We start from the raw sequence: 17386 nt of genomic DNA on the forward strand, positions 1-17386 counted from the left end.
GGTCGGTATGGACACGGCCCGTCCCCTCGGGTACAGATTGGGTCATGCGCATCGCCGTGACGATCTTCCTCACCGACGAGACGATCACTCCGACCCGGCTGGCCCGGGAGCTGGAGGAGCGCGGATTCGCCGGTCTGTACCTGCCCGAGCACACGCACATCCCCGTCGAGCGGACCACCCCCTATCCGGCCGGCGGTGAGCTGCCGCGGGAGTACGGGCGCACCCTGGACGCGTTCGTGGCGCTCGGACAGGCCGCCGCCGTCACCGAGCGGCTCGGACTCGGCACGGGCATCACGCTCGTCGCCCAGCACGACCCGATCGACCTGGCCAAGCAGGTCGCGACCCTGGACCACCTGTCCGGGGGCCGGTTCGCCCTCGGGCTCGGCTTCGGCTGGAACGTCGAGGAGGCCGCCGACCACGGTGTCCGCTGGAGCACCCGGCGCGAACTGGTCCGGGACCGGATGGCGCTGATGCGGGCCCTGTGGTCCGAGGAACCGGCCGGCCACGAGGGGGAGTTCGGCAGTGTCCGGGCGAGCTTCGCCCACCCCAAGCCCGTGCAGCGGCCGCGCGGCCCGGTCGTCGGGCCGCGCACCCTGATCGGCGGCGGCGCGGGACCCAAGCTGTTCGCCCACATCTGCGAGTACGCCGACGGCTGGCTGCCCATCGGCGGACGGGGCCTGTCCGAGTCCCTGCCCCTGCTGCGCACGGCCTGGGCGGAGGCGGGCCGCGACCCCGAGGCCCTCCAGGTCGTCCCCTACGGCGTCCGTCCCGGCCCCGGCAAGCTCGCCCGCTACGCCGACCTCGGCATCGGCGAGGTCGTCGTCCAGCTGCCCCCGGCCGGGGAGGCGGAGGTGCTGAAGGCGCTGGACGGGCTCGCGCAGTACCTTTGACGACGCCGGCCGCCATGGACTGCGGTCGTCTTCGGCCGGGCACGCACCTCGGCGCGGCCGACCACCGCGCGGCACCGGGTGCGGGGCCAGGTCTACGGTCACGACGGGGGAGGGCACGGTGAGGTTCGCCTGGATGTCCTGGTTCGCACGCCATTTCGGCGAGTACGGCTACAGCCAGGGCCTGCTGCGCGGAGCGATCGGCACGATCGCGGTGCTGGTGACCGCCGCGCTGCTGTGGTGCGCCCTGCACCGCAACCGGCCGGCCGCCGTGGCCGCCGCCGGGGCGGTGTCCGCCCTGGGCATCGGATGGCTGGCCTTCCACTGACGGGGCTCCCCGGTGCTGATCAGCGCACTCGTATGCTCGAAGGATGACGACTGCCGCGACCTCCGGAACCGGACCCACCGAGAACTCCCTGCGTCGCGCCCTGAAACGGGCCAGGGACGGCGTCTCGCTCGACGTGACCGAGGCGGCGGTCCTGCTCCAGGCCCGCGGTGAGCACCTGCGGGACCTGTCCGCCTCCGCGGCCCGGGTGCGGGACGCGGGCCTGGAGGCGGCCGGCCGGCCCGGTGTCATCACGTACTCCAAGAGCGTCTTCGTCCCCCTGACGCGGCTGTGCCGGGACAAGTGCCACTACTGCACGTTCGTCACCGTGCCCGGCAAGCTGCGCCGCGCCGGGCACGGGATGTTCATGTCCCCGGACGAGGTGCTGGACATCGCCCGCAAGGGCGCCGCCCTCGGCTGCAAGGAAGCGCTCATCACCCTCGGCGACAAGCCCGAGGACCGCTGGCCGGAGGCGCGCGAGTGGCTCGACGCGCACGGCTACGACGACACCCTCGCCTACGTCCGTGCCGTCTCCGTGCGGATCCTGGAGGAGACGGGCCTGCTGCCCCACCTCAACCCGGGCGTGATGAGCTGGTCCGACTTCCAGCGGCTCAAGCCGGTCGCGCCCAGCATGGGCATGATGCTGGAGACCACCGCGACGCGCCTGTGGTCGGAGCCGGGCGGCCCCCACCACGGTTCGCCCGACAAGGAACCCGCCGTCCGCCTGCGCGTCCTCGAGGACGCCGGGCGCTCCTCCGTCCCCTTCACCTCCGGGCTGCTCATAGGCATCGGCGAGACCTACGAGGAGCGCGCCGAGTCGCTGTTCGCGCTGCGCAAGGTCTCCCGGGCCTACCACGGCGTGCAGGAGCTGATCATCCAGAACTTCCGCGCCAAGCCGGACACCGCGATGCGCGGCATGCCCGACGCGGAACTGGACGAACTGGTCGCCGCGGTGGCCGTCGCCCGCCTCCTCATGGGCCCGGGCGGCAACATCCAGGCCCCGCCCAACCTCGTCGACGGCGAGTACGAGCGGCTGATCGCCGCCGGCATCGACGACTGGGGCGGCGTCTCCCCGCTCACCATCGACCACGTCAACCCCGAGCGCCCCTGGCCGCAGATCGAGCAGCTCGCCGAGAAGTCCCGCGCGGCCGGGTTCGAGCTGCGGGAACGCCTGTGCGTCTACCCGGAGTTCGTGCGGCGCGGCGAGCCCTGGCTCGACCCGCGGCTGCGCCCGCACGTGGCGGCCCTCGCCGACCCGGAGACCGGCCTCGCCCGCCCCGACGCCCTCCCGCGGGGGCTGCCGTGGCAGGAGCCGGAGGAGGTCTTCACCGCCTCCGGCCGCACGGACCTGCACTCCTCGATCGACACCGAGGGCCGTACGTCGGACCGCCGGGACGACTTCGACGAGGTGTACGGCGACTGGGGTGCCCTGCGCGAGGCCGCCGCCCCGGGCATGGCACCCGAGCGCATCGACACCGACGTACGGCAGGCGCTGCGCACGGCCGCCGACGATCCGACGAAGCTCACCGACGACGAGGCGCTGGCCCTGCTGCACGCGGACGGCCCGGCCCTGGACGCCCTGGCCCGGGTCGCCGACGACGTGCGGAAGTCGGCCGTGGGCGACGACGTCACCTACATCGTCACGCGCAACATCAACTTCACCAACGTCTGCTACACCGGCTGCCGTTTCTGCGCCTTCGCCCAGCGCCGCACCGACGCCGACGCCTACACCCTCTCCCTGGACCAGGTCGCCGACCGGGCCCAGCAGGCGTGGGACGTGGGGGCGGTGGAGGTCTGCATGCAGGGCGGCATCCACCCGGACCTGCCCGGCACGGCCTACTTCGACATCGCCCGGGCCGTGAAGGAACGCGTCCCCGGCATGCACGTGCACGCCTTCTCCCCGATGGAGGTCGTCAACGGCGCGACCCGCACGGGCATGTCGGTGCGCGAGTGGCTGTCGGCGGCGAAGGAAGCGGGCCTGGACACCATCCCGGGCACGGCCGCCGAGATCCTCGACGACGAGGTCCGCTGGATCCTCACCAAGGGCAAACTGCCCGCCGCCGACTGGATCGACGTCGTGACGACGGCCCACGAGCTGGGCATCCGTTCGTCCTCCACGATGATGTACGGCCATGTCGACCAGCCCCGCCACTGGCTCGGCCACCTGCGCACCCTCGCGGGCATCCAGCAGCGCACGGGCGGTTTCACCGAGTTCGTGACGCTGCCGTTCGTGCACACCAACGCGCCGGTCTACCTCGCCGGGATCGCCCGCCCGGGCCCGACCGTGCGGGACAACCGCGCGGTGACGGCCATGGCCCGGCTGCTGCTGCACCCGCACATCCCCAACATCCAGACCAGCTGGGTGAAGCTCGGCACCGAGGGCGCGGCCGAGATGCTGCGCTCGGGCGCGAACGACCTCGGCGGGACCCTCATGGAGGAGACCATCTCCCGCATGGCGGGCTCCTCGTACGGCTCGTACAAGTCGGTCAAGGACCTGGTCGCGGTGGCGGACGCGGCCGGGCGCCCCGCGCGGCCCCGCACCACCCTGTACGGGGCGGTGCCCGAGGAGCGGCAGCGGGCGGCGGCGGCGTCCGACGGGCACCTGCCGGAGCTGCTCCCGGTACTGGACTGAAGGGCCGCCGGACCGGACCGGCCGGCGGACGGGCCCTACCGGCCTGGGGCGTCCGCCGGCTGGTGTTCCGTCAGGGGGCGGCCGGCCATGGCGCCGGGGGGTGTGCGCCGCGGCGCGGGCGCGCCCCGGCCCGCCCGGAGCAGCAGCAGACCGAGGGTGCCGGCGATCGCCGGCCAGTAGACGTAGCGGAAGTCCGTCGCGGGCATGATCGGCAGGTAGCCGAGGATGTAGGCCGCCGCGCTGACGCCCAGGACCCGGACCGGCGTGGCGAAGGTGCCCCGGCCGGGCCGGACGGCCAGTACCAGCGCGACGGCCAGCCAGAACCAGCCGCGGAACAGCCAGGGCAGGTCGGCGACCATGCCCTTCACGTACGAGCCGAGCATGTCCTCCAGGCGGGGGTGCGCCACCTCGATGCCCAGGTCGTTGCGGGTGATGCCCGCCTTGTAGGGGTAGCCGGTCTCGAACAGCAGCGCCGCGAACAGCCGCAGCCGGTACTGGAGGTACTGCGGCAGGTGCCCGCGCATCTCCCGCAGCCACAGGGAGGTGATCTCGCCCGAGTCGCCGCGCAGGCCGTCGGCCGGCCGTTCGTAGCACGCCCAGTAGGCGTCCGACAGGGCCCCGATGCGCTCGCACTCGCGGGCGGAGGCCACGAGCCGGTCCCGCAGGGCGGGGGAGACGTCCGCCGAGCGCAGCTCGTCCACCCGCAGCACGTGCACGAGGTCGTCGAGCATGATCTGCGCGCCCTGCTTCGTCTGCAGCGGCTGGGCGAACAGGGAGATGGCGGCGGCCGGCACGACCAGGGCGGCGGCGAGCGCGGCCGTGCACCGCACCCATGTGCCGCGTCCGGGGCCGCGCCACAGCGCGAGGACGAGCAGGGCGAAGACGGGCAGCGCGGCGAGGAAGGCGTTCTTGCGCACGAGCATGGCGTAGGCGAGGAACAGCACGCCCAGCCAGAGCAGCCCCCACCGCACGGCGGGGCGGACGTCCCGGTCCCGGATCCGCAGGCCCGCGAAGGCGACCGCGCACGCGGCGAGCAGCGCCTGGGCCGCGTGGACGTCCTTCCACACCACCCCGGCGAACGTCAGCACGTACGGGGCCAGGCCGATGGCGAGCACGGCCAGCGACGCGCCGCGCCTGCCGGTCAGGTCCCACACGCACCGGGCCAGCACCCACAACGCCCCCCACAGCACCAGCGACTGGACGACGAGCATCGCGGTGAGGGTGCCGGTCACCGCGATGAGCGCCCGCCACACCAGGCTCAGCACGGGCGGGTGCCAGTCCGTCAGCGGCTTCCTCCCCTCGGCCTGCCGGAGCTGGTCGAGACTGTCGGGACTCAGGAAGCCGGGCGCGAAGACGAGGATCGTGGCCAGGCAGCACACGGCGGCGACGACGGCCAGGACCTGGCCCCAGTGCCGCGTCCGGGGCATCCATCCCATTTGTCCCATGTGCCGGATGCTAACGGCTCAGGGTGCGACGAAGACGTAGCGCCGGTAGGCGTAGAAGCGGAACAGGGTCGCGAGCGCCCAGCCGAGGATGCGGGCCGTGTTGTCGCTGAGCGCGGAGTCCAGGCCGAGCAGGTGCCGGGAGGCGAAGACGGTCCCGGCGGTGATGGCGAGCCCCACGCCGTTGGCGACGAGGAACAGGACGAGTTCGCGGGTCACCTTGTCGCGGTGCCGGTCGCGGTAGGTCCAGTAGCGGTTGCCGGCCCAGCTGAACAGCGCGGCGGCGCAGGTCGCGACGACCGACGCCTGGACCGGGGAGGCGCTCATCGGCCCGCCCCGCGCACCGCCGGGCAGCCCGAAGACGAGCAGGTTGTACCCGCCGTTGTCGACGACGAACGCCAGCGCGCCCACGACGCCGAACTTGGCGGCTTCGCGCCAGATGCCCTGCACGGCGTGGCGCACGGAGCTGGTCACAGAGGGAGGAACCGGCACGAAAGGGAGGGTAGCCACCCGGCGTGCCCTCGCTCCGGGGGCTCGCGCATATCGCATCATTTCCTACTATCCGACAGCGCTGCGGGCGACGAGTGGCGAGGAGTGGGAGTGGCAGTGGAACCGACGATCGCGTGTGTCGTGCCGTGTCACAACGAGGAGGCGGCCGTCGCCAAGGTGGTCCGCGACCTGCGCGCCACCCTGCCCGAGGCCGTGATCTACGTGTACGACAACGCCTCCACCGACCGCACGGTCGAGGTCGCCCGGGCTGCCGGCGCGGTGGTCCGCGAGGAACCCCGCAAGGGCAAGGGCAACGTCATCCGCCGCGCCTTCGCCGACGTCGACGCCGACGCCCTGCTCATCATCGACGGCGACGACACCTACGACGCCTCCCGCGCCCGGGACCTGGTCGACCTGCTCTTCGAGGGACCCTACGACCAGGTCGTCGGCGCCCGACGGGTGACGGTGGACGGTGCCTACCGGGCCGGGCACGCCGTCGGCAACAAGGTGCTCACCGGGGCCGTGCGCTCGCTGTTCGGCAACGACGTGACCGACATGCTCAGCGGCTACCGGGTGTTCTCACGGCGGTTCGTGAAGTCCTTCCCGGCGCTGGCCCGGGAGTTCGAGACCGAGACCGAGATGACCATCCACGCGCTGCACCTGAGGCTGCCCACCGCGGAGGTGCCCGTGGACTACCGGGTCCGGCCCGCCGGCGGCGAGAGCAAGCTGCGCACCTACCGCGACGGCTGGCGCATCCTGCGGGTCATCCTCGACCTCGCGCGCCGCGAACGCCCCTCTCTGGTGCACACCCTCATCGCGGGGGTGCTGGCCCTGGTCTCGGTGATCCTCGGCATCCCGGTCATCGCCGACTTCGTCGAGACGGGCACCGTGCCCCGCGTGCCGACCGCGATCCTGGCCGCCGCGATCATGACGATCGCCGCGCTGGTGCTGCTGTCCGGCTACATCCTCGAGTCGCTCACGCACATGCGCCAGGAGCAGACCCGGCTGGTGCACCTCGCCTACCCGGCCCCCGCCCGCACCCCGCGCTACACGGCCCGGGGCGCCGGCACCGGTCCGGTCCCCGTGCGCAAGACGGCCGACGGCCCCTGAGGCCGCAGGGGGAGCGGCCCGCGCGCAGTACGATGATCGGAACCCCGATGCTGTCCGGGGTCCCGTGACTGAGGAGATGCGTGCCGGTGCCTGCCCGAATCCCTTCGTGGGCCTGGGTGACCGGGCTGACCGTGGGAGCGATAGCCGCGGTGACGGTCCTGGGCGTGCAGGCGGACCGCGGCCCGCACCCCACCGCCTCCGCGGCGAAGCCGAGCACCCCGGCGACCGCGCGGCCCACGCCCACACCCACGCCCACGGCGCAGGAACCGGCGAAGGTGCCCGACGGCTCCGGCACCGGCCGGCGCATCGTGTACGCGCTGGACGACGAGCGCGTCTGGCTGGTCGACGCCAGCGACGCGACCCGCCGTACGTTCACCGTCTGGCCGGGGACGGTCGACCCCGACCCCGGCACGTACACGATCTCCTCCCGCAACCGCGCGACGACCGGTTCGGACGGCGTCGAGATCGAGCACATCCTGTACTTCACGGCGAAGTCCGGCGTGTCCGTCGCCTTCTCCAACGCGGTCGACGGGGCGTCGCCGCCGCCGGCCGCCTCCGGCACGCAGACGGGCGGCGTGCGGATGAAGAAGGCGGACGGCACGGCACTGTGGGCGTTCGGCACGGTCGGCACGACCGTGGTCGTGGTCAGGTAGCGGACCGCTCCGTCCGCAGGGCCGTCAGCTGGTTGACGATCAGCACGACCCCGCTGAACAGGAAGATCCGGGTGGCGGCGTCGAGCCCGTTCCAGGTCTTCGACTGCCACATCGAGAACCACTCGCCGCCGATGGCGATGAACCCGACGCCGAACAGCAGCATCACCATCAGCAGCCCGTACGTCGACATCCGCCGGGCCGCCGCGGCGTCGCGCCGGGCCCACAGCCACGTCCCGTAGACGAGCACGAGCGCGGCGACGGTCTCCCACACGATGATCAGCACGTAGGCGGTGTCCTGCAGCGCCGTGCTGGTGACGGCCCGCCACATCAGGTCCTCGTCCCTGAACGTGGTGTCCATGGCCAGCACATGGCGGACGAACTGCTGGTTGGTCCCGAAGTCGGTGATGTTCCCGAAGGCGACGAGAGCCATGTAGAGGGCGATGGTGGCGGTGAGCAGCGTGGCGGCAAGTGACAGTCCGCCGCGTGACGTTGATGAGGTGGCCATGACGATCATTCTCCCCGCACACGGCCGCCGGTATCTCCGTGGGTTCAGCGTTCCGAGGCGAACGCGAGGAACGCCGACCAGGCGTCGTCCGTGAACGCCAGACGGGCACCGCCGGCGTCCTTCGAATCCCGCACGTGGACGGCCGTCCGGGCCAGGGCTATCTCGACGCAGTCGGGGCCGTCGTTGCTGCTGTAGCTGCTCTTGAACCAGTGCAGTTCGGTGGTCACGTCGCATCTCCCAGAACTTTGTCGATGAAGGCCAGGGACTCCTGAGGCGAGAGGGCCTGGGCCCGGATCATTCCATAGCGCATGTCGAGGATCTGGGCGTCCTTCGGGTCGCTGATCACGCGATTGTGCAGCTGGGCCTCGAAGTGACCCAGCGTCTTTCCCTCCGGGAGCTTCAGCACCCGGAACGGGCCCGCCATGCCCGCGTGATCCTCCTGGTCCGTCGGCATGATCTGAATCGACACGTGCCGCAACTTGGCGATGTCCAGCAGGTGTTCGAGCTGCCGGCGGAGCACCATTCTGCCGCCGACGGGCCGCCGCAACGTCGTCTCTTCCTGGACAAAGGTGATGAGCGGGCGTGGCACGCGATCGAACACGGCCTTGCGTGCCATGCGCGCCGCGACATGTCGCTCGATCTCGTCCTCCGTGAAGGCCGGTCGCCGCATGGCGTACAGCGCCTGGGCGTATTCGGGGGTCTGGAGGAGCCCGTGAATCTGATGGTTGTCGTACGCACCCAGCTCGACGGCCTCGTCCTCCAGCTTCGCCAGGTCGCGGACCTTCTTGGGGTACCGGGCCTTCTCCACGTCCTCCTTCATCGCCGAGAGCTTGCCGCCCGCGGCGAGGACCTCGTCCGCCTTGTCGAGGAAGTCCGGCTTCGGCACGCGCCGTGCCCGCTCCACCGACGAGACCATCTCCTCCCCGTAACCGATGGCCGTGCCCAGCTCCGCCTGCTTCAGCCCGGCGGCCTCCCGCCACATCCTGATCTGCCGCCCGACCGCCCTGAGTACGGCCGCCGCTTCCTCGTCCTCCACGCCTTCCCTCCTGACGTACGAGCCGTACGACCCCGTGCGGTGTCCGTACAGTCACGCTCCGTACCGGGGTCATGGCTGTTCAGAGTAGGGACCGTGCGACCACCCTGGGTGACATGAGTCAGAGATTCACCCTGCAAGTCCCGGCTCGGACGCGTCAGTTCACGGTGCGGCTGTCCGCCACCCGCAGGGGCGCGCGCCTGGCCCGCCTGCTGACCGAACGCCAACTGGACGACTGGGGCGAGCCGTACGCGGCCGCGGCCCAGGTGGTGGCGGAACTGGCGTCCAACGCCGTGCTGCACGGGCGCGTACCGGGCAGGGACTTCCGGCTGGTGCTGGAACTGCGTCCCGGCCGCACGCTCCGCATCGAGGTCACCGACGCCCGGGGCGACCGGGTCCCGTGCCTCCCCGATCCGGTGGGGGAGGACGCGGAAGGGGGCCGCGGCATGGTCATCGTGCGCGCGTACGCGGACCGCTGGGGCGTGAGCGGGGCGCCGGCCGGAGCGAAGACGGTGTGGGCCGAACTCGCGCTCGGACCTGTCTAGGGTGGTCGGATGGACGTGGGGGCGGTCGTGATAGCCGTGGCCGGTGTGGCAGGGACGCTCGGGGGAGCGCTGCTCACCCAGCGGGGTGCCGACAAGGCCAAGCGGCGTGAGCTGGAGATGAGTCAGGCGCTCCAGGAGGAGCGCGAGGACCGTGAGCTGCGGCGCCGCTGCTACACGGAACTGCACCGCGACGCGCGCCAGTTCTGCACGGCGCTCAGCCGGCACCTGTACGTCATGCGGGACCGCGCGGTGGGCGAGGAGGACGTCCAGGCGCTGGAGGCGGCCAAGGACACCTACCGCGACCGCTGGTCCGAGGCACTGATGGTCGCGCCCGACGCGGTGGTCGACCCGGCGCGTGCGGTGAACGGGGCGCTGAACGCGGTCTACGGGCAGGTCAAACGCCTGGAGCAGGGCAACCCGCGACCGGGTGAGACGCTCCGGTCGGCCGCCGAGGCGCAGCACGCCGTGTGGACGCTGATCGCCGCTGCGAGGGAGGCGATGCGCCGCGACCTGGGCATCACGACGGAGGCCGGCGAGCCGTCCCCCTACTCCACCGACGCCAACACCTTCTTCCACGTCTTCTCGAGCCCGGGCCGCGGCCCGTCATGACCCGCAGCCGGGGGGCGACCCGGTACGGCTGATACCCGGCCACTCGGGTCCCTCCCGGCACTTCTCCCATACCGTTGCGGCCCTGAGCCCGCCGTCGTCGTTCGATTACAGTGCTGAGCGTCGTACGTCTGGACGGTGCCCTGGGAGGTCGAGGTGGGTGCGACTGCCGGTGCCGTCTGGGGCCGTACGGAGCAGCAGGACTTCCGCAGCCGGGTGCGCGGGACACTGCTCGGCGCGGCCGTCGGGGACGCCCTCGGCGCGCCGGTCGACAACCTGGGCATCGAGCAGATCCGGGAGGCGCACGGCGCGGAAGGGCTGCTGGACCTCGCCCCCGCCCACGGCAGACGCGGAGCCGTCACGCACCTGACGCAGCTCACCCTGTTCTCCGTCGACGGCCTGATCCGCGCCCAGGTGCGGCGGGACACCGGTGCCTGGCACCCACCCACCGACCTGCACCGGGCGTACCTGCGCTGGGCCGCCACCCAGCGGGACTGGGGCCCCGACGAGCGCCGCAAGGACGACGGGTGGCTGGCCCGCGAGGAGTGGCTGTACGCCCGGCGCAACCCCGGCCGCGCCCTGCTGCTCGGGCTCGGGGACGAGACGATGGGCACCCTGGAGGCGCCCAAGAACCCCGGGGAGAACGGGCCGGAGGCCGCGGCGCGGTCGGCTCCGTTCGGGCTGCTCGTCGGCTGGGAGCCGCAGCTCGTCGCCCAGCTCGCCGTGGAGTGCGCCGCGCAGACCCACGGTTCCCCGGTGGCCTGTCTCGCGGCGGGCGCGTACGCCCTGCTCGTGCACGCGCTGGCCCTCGGGGAGAGCCTGGACGCCGCGGTGCAGCGCACCTTCGCCCTGCTGGCGGCCCGCCCCGGGCACGAGCCGGTGTCCGAGGCACTGCAGCAGGCGCTCGGGGCCGTCCGCCAGGGCATGCCCGGGCCGGAGCGCGTGGCCGAGCTGAGCGGGCCCGGGACGGCGGAGGGGCTCGTCGGCGCCGCCGTGTACTGCGCGCTCGTCGCCGCCGACGTCCGGCACGGACTGTGCCTGGCCGTCAACCACGACGGCCCGTCCGCCGCCACCGCCGCCCTGACCGGCGGTCTGCTGGGTGCCCTGCACGGGGAGACGGCCCTCCCGCCGGCTTGGCTGGCCGAGCTGGAGGGCCGCCCCACGATCCTGGAGCTGGCCGACGACTTCGCCATGGAGATGACCCAGGGGTCCGCCCTGCACGGGCCCGGCGGCTCCTCCCCGGGGTGGCTGGCCCGCTACCCGCGGGCCTGAGCGGCCTCCCGGCAGCGCGGCCGACCGCCGGCCGTCACCCCGCCCCCGTGCGTCACGCCGCCCGTCATTCGCGGACCGTCGTGCGCACCGCCTCGTCCACCGGCCCGGCCGGAGCCGGCACCGCGGCCGCCGCCGCTCCGTCCCCGTCCGTGTTGATCTTCTCGATGAGCGCGAGGCGCTCGGGGGTGTCCTCCGGCTTGATGTAGCCGACCAGGACGTACAGCACCAGGGAGACCGCCAGCGGGATCGACACCTGGTACTGGAGCGGCACACCGCCCTCGACGTTCCAGTGGATCGGGTAGTTCACCAGCCAGAAGGCGAACAGGCCCATCGACCAGCTGACCAGTGCCGCGGTGGGGCCGGAACGGCGGAACGCCCGCAGCAGGCCCAGCATCATCGGGATCGCCATGGGCCCCATCAGACCGGCCACCCACTTGATGACGACGGTGATGATGTCCTTGAACGCGGGGGAGTTGACCTGGGTGGCCGCCGCCATCGACAGGCCGAGGAAGACCACCGTGGCGATCCGGGCGACCCGCAGCCCCTGGCTCTGGTTCCACGCCCGGGCCCGTGCCCAGATCACCGGCGCGCAGTCCCGGGTGAACACGGCCGCGATGGCGTTGGCGTCCGAGGAGCACATGGCCATCGTGTGGGAGAAGAACCCGACGATGACCAGGCCAAGCAGGCCGTGCGGCAGGAGCTGCTCGGTCATCAGCGCGTAGGAGTCCGAGCCGTCCGTCTTCTGCGACTCGACCAGCAGCGGGGACATCCACATGGGGAAGAACAGCACCAGCGGCCAGACCAGCCAGAGGATCGCCGACAGCCGGGCCGAGCGCTCCGCCTCCTTCGGGCTCGGCGTGGCCATGTAGCGCTGCGCCTGGTTGAGCATGCCGCCGTTGTACTCGAACAGCTTGATGAAGAGGAACGCCAGCAGGAACACCGTGCCGTACGGGCCGACCAGCGGCTTCTCGTGGCCCTGGAGCTCGGGCGAGTCCCAGACGCCGAAGAATCCGCCGTGGTCGTCGAGCCGGACGAACACCGCGACGAACATCGCGACACCGGCCAGCAACTGGATGATGAACTGGCCGAGTTCGGTCAGCGCGTCCGCCCACAGGCCGCCGATCGTGCAGTAGATCGCCGTGATGCCGCCGGTGATGAGGATGCCCTGGTTGAGCGAGATGCCCGTGAAGACGGACAGCAGCGTCGCGATCGCCGCCCACTTCGCGCCCACGTCCACGATCTTCAGCAGCATGCCCGACCAGGCCAGCGCCTGCTGCGTCTTGAGGTCGTAGCGGTTCTTCAGGTACTCCAGCGGCGAGGCCACGTGCAGCCGGGAGCGCAGCCGGTTGATGCGCGGCGCGAACAGCTTCGAGCCGATGGCGATGCCGAGGGCGATCGGGAAGGACCAGGTGACGAAGGACGTGACGCCGTAGGTGTAGGCGATGCCCGCGTACCCGGTGAACATCACCGCGCTGTAGCCCGACATGTGGTGCGAGATGCCGGACAGCCACCACGGCATCTTGCCGCCGGCCGTGAAGAAGTCGCTGACGTTGTCCACGCGTTTGTGCGACCAGACGCCGATCGCGACCATCACGGCGAAATAGCCGATGAGCACGGCCCAGTCGAGACCGTTCATGAGTCCCCTTCCACGGTGCTGCCGCCACAGTCAGGCATGTGAACTCTGGGTTTGGTGACGTGCGCACGGCAAGCAAGAGGAAGGTCAAGAGACGGCAAAGATGTTCGCTGAGATGACCTACGTTCATCTACATGAACGATGGAGAGGTGTCCGTGGCCCGATGCACGGCACCCCCGGCCTGCGTCGGGCAGACCGGGGGTGCCGGTGGTCGAACGGGATCCGCCGAGGTCAGCGCAGCTCCTCCGGGCACGGCGTCCCACGCGGGAACTGGTACGGCGCCGCCAGCCGGTACGTGCCCGCCTTCGGCGCGAGCAGCTCCGTCCACCTGTCGCCGTGCGCGTCCTCCTCCGTCTCCGCCAGGCAGCCGTTGACGTTCACGTACGTCTTCGGCTCGCCCTCGGGACGGTCCTTGGAGGCCTCCGTCTCCTGCGGCGGCTTCAGGCTCTTGCCCTCCGCGTCGACGATGCTCAGCCACGGGGAGTACGGCACGCGCACCAGGACGCGGCCCGGCTTCCTCACCCGCAGCACCATCTCGCCCTGCTCGGCCCGGTCGACCACCGCGTTCGGCTCGGCCAGCGGCGTGGGCGCCGTCACCTTGAACAACTGCCAGTTGGCGTCGCCCCAGATCTGGCGCAGATAGGGCAGGCCGCGCTGCACCAGCGCCCGCTCCCGCTCCCCGCCGTCGCCGTCCGGCTCGTCCTTCGGCAGCACCACGTAGTGGACCGCCCAGCGCTTGAGCCACTCGTGGTAGTTCGCCGAGTTGAGGGTGTCGTCGTAGAAGAGCGGGTTGCGCTCCATGTCGGCCTGCCGGTTCCAGCCCCGGGCCAGATTGACGTACGGCGCCAGGGCGGAGGCCTCGCGGTGGGAACGGGCGGGCACGACCTCGACCCGGCCCTTCTCCGCGCCCACCTCCTGCAACTCGTTCACCAGCGGCGCCAGCTCACGCGACCAGGAGGCCGCCGGGGCCGTGTGCACGATGTCGTCGACCGTCTTGAAGCCGATCCACACGCCGAAACCGACCAGGGCGACCACGGCCGCGTACCACTTGCGGCTGCGCGGCACCGTGAACGGCAGTGCGGCGGTCAGCGCCACACCGGCGAACAGCATGGCCAGCCGCGTGATGTTGGAGCCGATCTGGGAGCTGATCAGCCACACCAGCACGACCCCCAGGCCGTACACCGCCGCCGTCAGCCGGACCGTCTTCCAGTCCCGCGGCACCAGCACCAGGACCAGCACCGAGAACGCCAGCGGCAGCAGCACCGAGCCGAAGATCATCGGCTGCGTCCCCGAGAACGGGAACAGCCACGCGGACAGCGCCACCACCGCGCTCGGCGCCAACCCCAGCGCCCAGGCCCCGGGCCGCCGCCTCTGCAGGAACAACGCCACCGCCACCAGGCCCACGAACAGGCCCGCCACCGGTGACGCCATCGTCGCCAGCGCCGCCAGCGGCGCCGCGCACAGGGCCTTCGCCCAGCGCTTGTACCGCCACCGGTACGGCCAGCAGAACACGACCGCGACCGCACCCAGCGCGAACATCATGCCCAGGCCGAAGGTCACCCGGCCCGACACCGCGTTGCAGAACAGCCCGAACACTCCCGCGAGCGACGCCCACAGCGGATTGCGGACCGCACGGGAGCGCAGCAGCAGCAGCGTCAGCAGACCGGCCGACACCGTCCCCGCGATCATCATCGTCGTCCGGACGCCGAGCACCGACATCAGGTACGGCGACACCACGCTGTACGACACCGGGTGCATACCGCCGTACCAGGCGAGGTTGTACGCCGAGTCCGGGTGCCGGCCGACGAACTCCGCCCAGGCGTCCTGCGCGGCCAGATCGCCACCGCTGTTCGCGAACGTGAAGAACCAGACGACGTGGAGCACCGCGGCCAGGCCCGTGATCGACAGGACCGGGTGGCGCAGCATACGCGCGCGCACGGCCCGCACCGCGGGGTGCAGCCCCGCTCCGCCGTCCCCGCCCGGCGTCGTGTGCCCGCCGCCCGGCGTCGTGTCACCGTCGCCAGGGTCCGCGGTCTCCCGCGGCGTTCGCTCCGGTTCTGCGGGCAGGCCTATTCGCGGGCCGGAAACCGGGCCCGGATCGGCGTCGTCTGCGCGTGTCGGCTCCGCAGTGGCCACTCGAAGGCACTCCCCGTGTCCCGTCTTCTGTTCTCGCCCGTGTTCCCCGGCCGTGAACCGTTCGTCCCCCGGTCCCCCGGCGCGCCGCCGCGCACGGCGACCTGCCCCGTTTCGTGACGCTAGCACGCACCCCGCCGGGCGGGGCCCGGACGGGCCGTCGACCGACGGGGTGCGGTGCGCGGGCCGTGGCCCGCGCTCAGCCGATGCGCGTCAGCTTGTCCGCGAAGCCCGGCTCCACCAGATCCCGCTGGAGAGCCACCGGGACCTTCACGGCGCTGCTGGATCCGTCGCCGACGGTGAGCGTGCCCACCTTCGTGCCCGCCTTCGCCTGGTGCGGCAGCTCGTCCGCGGCAAACGTCAGCTTGACCGACAGTCCCGCCCAGCCGACGGCCGTGACGTCCTTCGTGACGACGACCGGCGTACGGCCGCCGAGACCGTCGTCGGCGTATCCGACGACCTCGCCCTTCTTCAGGATCGTCGCCGACTCCAGCGCGCCCTGCGCGGCCCGGATCAGCTTGTCGCCCTCGTGCAGGGCGGCGCCGAGGATGGTGTTGTCGGGGCCGCCGGCCGGCTGGCGCACGACCGCGCCGATGATCCGCCGCGTCTCGCCGTTCACGTCCTTCTTGGCGGAGAACACGAGGTTGCCGAGCGCGGAGGTGGTGGTGCCGGTCTTGATGCCGGTGACGTTGTTGGAGCCGACCAGACGGTTCCAGTTGTCGTGCTTGACGCCCTTGTAGTCGACGTACGACATCATCGCCGCGACCTCGCGGAACACGGGCTGCTGCATGGCCGCCTTGGCGAGCTTCACCTGGTCCACGGCCGTGGAGACGGTGGTGTTGTTCAGCCCCGACGGGTCGGTGTACGTCGAGTTCTTCATGCCGAGGTCCTCGGCGGCGTCGTTCATCTTCCGCACGAACGCCTTCTCCGACCCCGCGTCCCAGCGGGCGAGCAGCCGCGCCACGTTGTTCGCGGACGCGATCAGGATGCCCTCCAGGGCCTCCCGCTGGCTGATCTTGTCGCCCTTGGTCACGTCGACGGTGGACTCCTGCCCGGCGTCGGACTGGTCCTCGGCGGCCTGGTCGATGCCGATCTTCGGACCGTCCTCGCCGCTCTTGAGCGGGTGGTCGCGCAGGATGACGTAGGCGGTCATGACCTTGGCGACACTGGCGATCGGCACGGGCCGCTGCTCGCCGGAGGAGCCGAAGGTGCCGATCCCCTGGACGTCCAGCGCGGCCTGGCCGTCGGCCGGCCAGGGGATGTCGACCTTGCCGCCCTCGAAGGTGTGGCTCTCCTTCGCGGTGAGGTCGAGCGTGGGCGACGGCAGGGGGCGCAGGCTCTGCGCGACCGCGAAGACGATCAGCAGCAGCAGCGCGATCGGCGTCCAGATCTTCACCCGGCGCACCGCCGTGCGCAGCGGGGTCTCCGGGGGCGGCGGGGTGTTCGTCAGCTCGGCCAGCAGGTCCAGCGGCGGCTTGGGCGGCAGCGGCTGCTGCGTGGTCCGCTCGGGTCCGACCACGGGGACGGCGGCGGTGGCCTCGGCCGGCGACGCCTTCCGCCCGGGGGTGTCCTTCGCCGGGGCGGCCGGTGCCTTCTGCTCCGGGGCGGCCGGTGCGGTCCGCCCGGGGGCGGTGGTCGCGCCCGCGGCTGCCGCCGCGCCCGCCTTCGGCCCCGGCTGCGGCTTCCGCGTCGCCGGATCGTCCAGCGGCTTGAGCGCGACGAACTTGCTGGTCCGCTCGACGTCCGTCTCGGGCGCGGTACCGGCGGCGGCCCCGGCGGTGCCCTTCGGGCCGTCGTCGGGTCCGGCCTTGCGGTCGCTCCCGGGGGCGTCCCCGGCCGCGTCGCCGCGCTTGAGCATCGTGGTGGCCTGGTCGACCGGCGGCCGCACGGCCTTGAACACGGCGGTGGGCTGATCGACGTGCGGCCCGGTGGACCTGTCGCCAACGCCCCTGCCGGTGTTCTCGGGGGCAGCCTCGCCCGCGCTCCCGGCGGCGGGCTTGCCGTCGGTCCGGAAGACGGCGGTGGGCTGGTCGACGTAGGGGGCGGCGGGCTTGGCGGAGGCGTCGCCGGCGGTGGCTCCCTCGGCCGGGTCGGTGGCGTCGGCGGCCGGGGCCGCGTCCG

Annotated in this window: 15 protein-coding genes and 1 pseudogene; 8 read left to right on the forward strand and 8 right to left on the reverse strand. The window is 72.2% G+C overall.

Annotated features, from left to right (window positions below; translation table 11 throughout):
• Positions 1–44 precede the first annotated feature (44 nt).
• From Q5694_RS33680 to Q5694_RS33690, 3 genes are all read left to right on the forward strand, one after another.
• On the forward strand, positions 45–890 hold the full coding sequence (locus tag Q5694_RS33680) for an LLM class F420-dependent oxidoreductase (RefSeq protein WP_333937321.1): 846 nt from the start codon (positions 45–47) through the stop codon (positions 888–890).
• A gap of 133 nt (positions 891–1023) precedes the next feature.
• Positions 1024–1215 (forward strand): hypothetical protein, encoded by a 192-nt coding sequence (locus Q5694_RS33685; RefSeq protein WP_333937322.1) that lies wholly within the window; start codon positions 1024–1026, stop codon positions 1213–1215.
• A 43-nt stretch (positions 1216–1258) separates the two neighbouring features.
• The gene (locus tag Q5694_RS33690; protein ID WP_333937323.1) at positions 1259–3844 is read left to right on the forward strand and encodes a bifunctional FO biosynthesis protein CofGH; all 2586 of its coding nucleotides are present in this window, start codon (positions 1259–1261) and stop codon (positions 3842–3844) included.
• Positions 3845–3879: 35 nt separating this feature from the next.
• Here the strand turns inward: Q5694_RS33690 and Q5694_RS33695 are convergent, their stop codons facing one another.
• Complete coding sequence (locus Q5694_RS33695; protein WP_333937324.1) at positions 3880–5289, reverse strand: hypothetical protein; 1410 nt, start codon at positions 5287–5289, stop codon at positions 3880–3882.
• An 18-nt stretch (positions 5290–5307) separates the two neighbouring features.
• On the reverse strand, positions 5308–5760 hold the full coding sequence (locus Q5694_RS33700; protein WP_333937325.1) for a GtrA family protein: 453 nt from the start codon (positions 5758–5760) through the stop codon (positions 5308–5310).
• Positions 5761–5886: 126 nt separating this feature from the next.
• Between Q5694_RS33700 and Q5694_RS33705 the strand changes: the two genes are divergently transcribed.
• Positions 5887–6885: a glycosyltransferase family 2 protein gene (locus Q5694_RS33705; protein ID WP_333937326.1), complete on the forward strand. Its 999-nt coding sequence runs from the start codon at positions 5887–5889 to the stop codon at positions 6883–6885.
• An 86-nt stretch (positions 6886–6971) separates the two neighbouring features.
• Positions 6972–7538, forward strand: coding sequence for a hypothetical protein (locus tag Q5694_RS33710; protein WP_333937327.1), 567 nt, complete (start codon positions 6972–6974; stop codon positions 7536–7538).
• Here Q5694_RS33710 and Q5694_RS33715 read toward each other — a convergent pair.
• From Q5694_RS33715 to Q5694_RS33725, 3 genes are read right to left on the reverse strand one after another with little or no spacing between them, the layout of a single operon-like run.
• Entirely contained in the window at positions 7531–8043 is a 513-nt protein-coding gene (locus Q5694_RS33715) for a DUF2165 domain-containing protein (RefSeq protein ID WP_333937328.1), read from the reverse strand. The genes Q5694_RS33710 and Q5694_RS33715 overlap by 8 nt on opposite strands.
• Before the next feature lie 44 nt (positions 8044–8087).
• The gene (locus Q5694_RS33720) at positions 8088–8270 is read right to left on the reverse strand and encodes a DUF397 domain-containing protein (protein ID WP_333937329.1); all 183 of its coding nucleotides are present in this window, start codon (positions 8268–8270) and stop codon (positions 8088–8090) included.
• Positions 8267–9079, reverse strand: a complete 813-nt coding sequence (locus Q5694_RS33725; protein WP_333937330.1) for a helix-turn-helix domain-containing protein — start codon at positions 9077–9079, stop codon at positions 8267–8269. Before Q5694_RS33725 ends, Q5694_RS33720 begins: the two co-directional genes overlap by 4 nt.
• Before the next feature lie 113 nt (positions 9080–9192).
• On the opposite strand from Q5694_RS33725, the gene Q5694_RS33730 reads away from it, so the two are divergent.
• From Q5694_RS33730 to Q5694_RS33740, 3 genes are all read left to right on the forward strand, one after another.
• Positions 9193–9621 carry an ATP-binding protein gene (locus Q5694_RS33730; RefSeq protein ID WP_333937331.1) on the forward strand — a complete coding sequence of 143 codons (429 nt, stop codon included), beginning with the start codon at positions 9193–9195 and terminating at the stop codon, positions 9619–9621.
• 9 nt (positions 9622–9630) lie between these two features.
• Complete coding sequence (locus tag Q5694_RS33735) at positions 9631–10230, forward strand: hypothetical protein (RefSeq protein ID WP_333937332.1); 600 nt, start codon at positions 9631–9633, stop codon at positions 10228–10230.
• A 153-nt stretch (positions 10231–10383) separates the two neighbouring features.
• Positions 10384–11499: an ADP-ribosylglycohydrolase family protein gene (locus Q5694_RS33740; RefSeq protein ID WP_333937333.1), complete on the forward strand. Its 1116-nt coding sequence runs from the start codon at positions 10384–10386 to the stop codon at positions 11497–11499.
• A 64-nt stretch (positions 11500–11563) separates the two neighbouring features.
• Here Q5694_RS33740 and Q5694_RS33745 read toward each other — a convergent pair whose 3' ends face one another.
• The 3 genes and pseudogenes from Q5694_RS33745 to Q5694_RS33755 all read right to left on the reverse strand — a co-directional run.
• The gene (locus Q5694_RS33745; protein ID WP_333937334.1) at positions 11564–13135 is read right to left on the reverse strand and encodes a sodium:solute symporter family protein; all 1572 of its coding nucleotides are present in this window, start codon (positions 13133–13135) and stop codon (positions 11564–11566) included.
• A 228-nt stretch (positions 13136–13363) separates the two neighbouring features.
• Positions 13364–15268, reverse strand: a complete 1905-nt coding sequence (locus Q5694_RS33750; protein WP_333937335.1) for an MFS transporter — start codon at positions 15266–15268, stop codon at positions 13364–13366.
• Between the two features lie 196 nt (positions 15269–15464).
• Positions 15465–17386 (reverse strand): annotated as a pseudogene (locus tag Q5694_RS33755) (D-alanyl-D-alanine carboxypeptidase); the annotation flags it as partial.

This window comes from Streptomyces sp. AHA2 (assembly GCF_036857595.1).
Taxonomy (GTDB): Bacteria; Actinomycetota; Actinomycetes; order Streptomycetales; family Streptomycetaceae; genus Streptomyces.

Excerpts from the sequence above, each read along its gene's own strand:
- Q5694_RS33680 (WP_333937321.1), top strand. The coding sequence starts at position 45 with ATGCGCATCGCCGTGACGATCTTCCTCACCGACGAGACGATCACTCCG.
- Q5694_RS33685 (WP_333937322.1), top strand. The coding sequence starts at position 1,024 with ATGTCCTGGTTCGCACGCCATTTCGGCGAGTACGGCTACAGCCAGGGC.
- Q5694_RS33690 (WP_333937323.1), top strand. The coding sequence starts at position 1,259 with ATGACGACTGCCGCGACCTCCGGAACCGGACCCACCGAGAACTCCCTG.
- Q5694_RS33695 (WP_333937324.1), bottom strand. The coding sequence starts at position 5,289 with ATGGGACAAATGGGATGGATGCCCCGGACGCGGCACTGGGGCCAGGTC.
- Q5694_RS33715 (WP_333937328.1), bottom strand. The coding sequence starts at position 8,043 with ATGGCCACCTCATCAACGTCACGCGGCGGACTGTCACTTGCCGCCACG.
- Q5694_RS33730 (WP_333937331.1), top strand. The coding sequence starts at position 9,193 with ATGAGTCAGAGATTCACCCTGCAAGTCCCGGCTCGGACGCGTCAGTTC.
- Q5694_RS33735 (WP_333937332.1), top strand. The coding sequence starts at position 9,631 with ATGGACGTGGGGGCGGTCGTGATAGCCGTGGCCGGTGTGGCAGGGACG.
- Q5694_RS33745 (WP_333937334.1), bottom strand. The coding sequence starts at position 13,135 with ATGAACGGTCTCGACTGGGCCGTGCTCATCGGCTATTTCGCCGTGATG.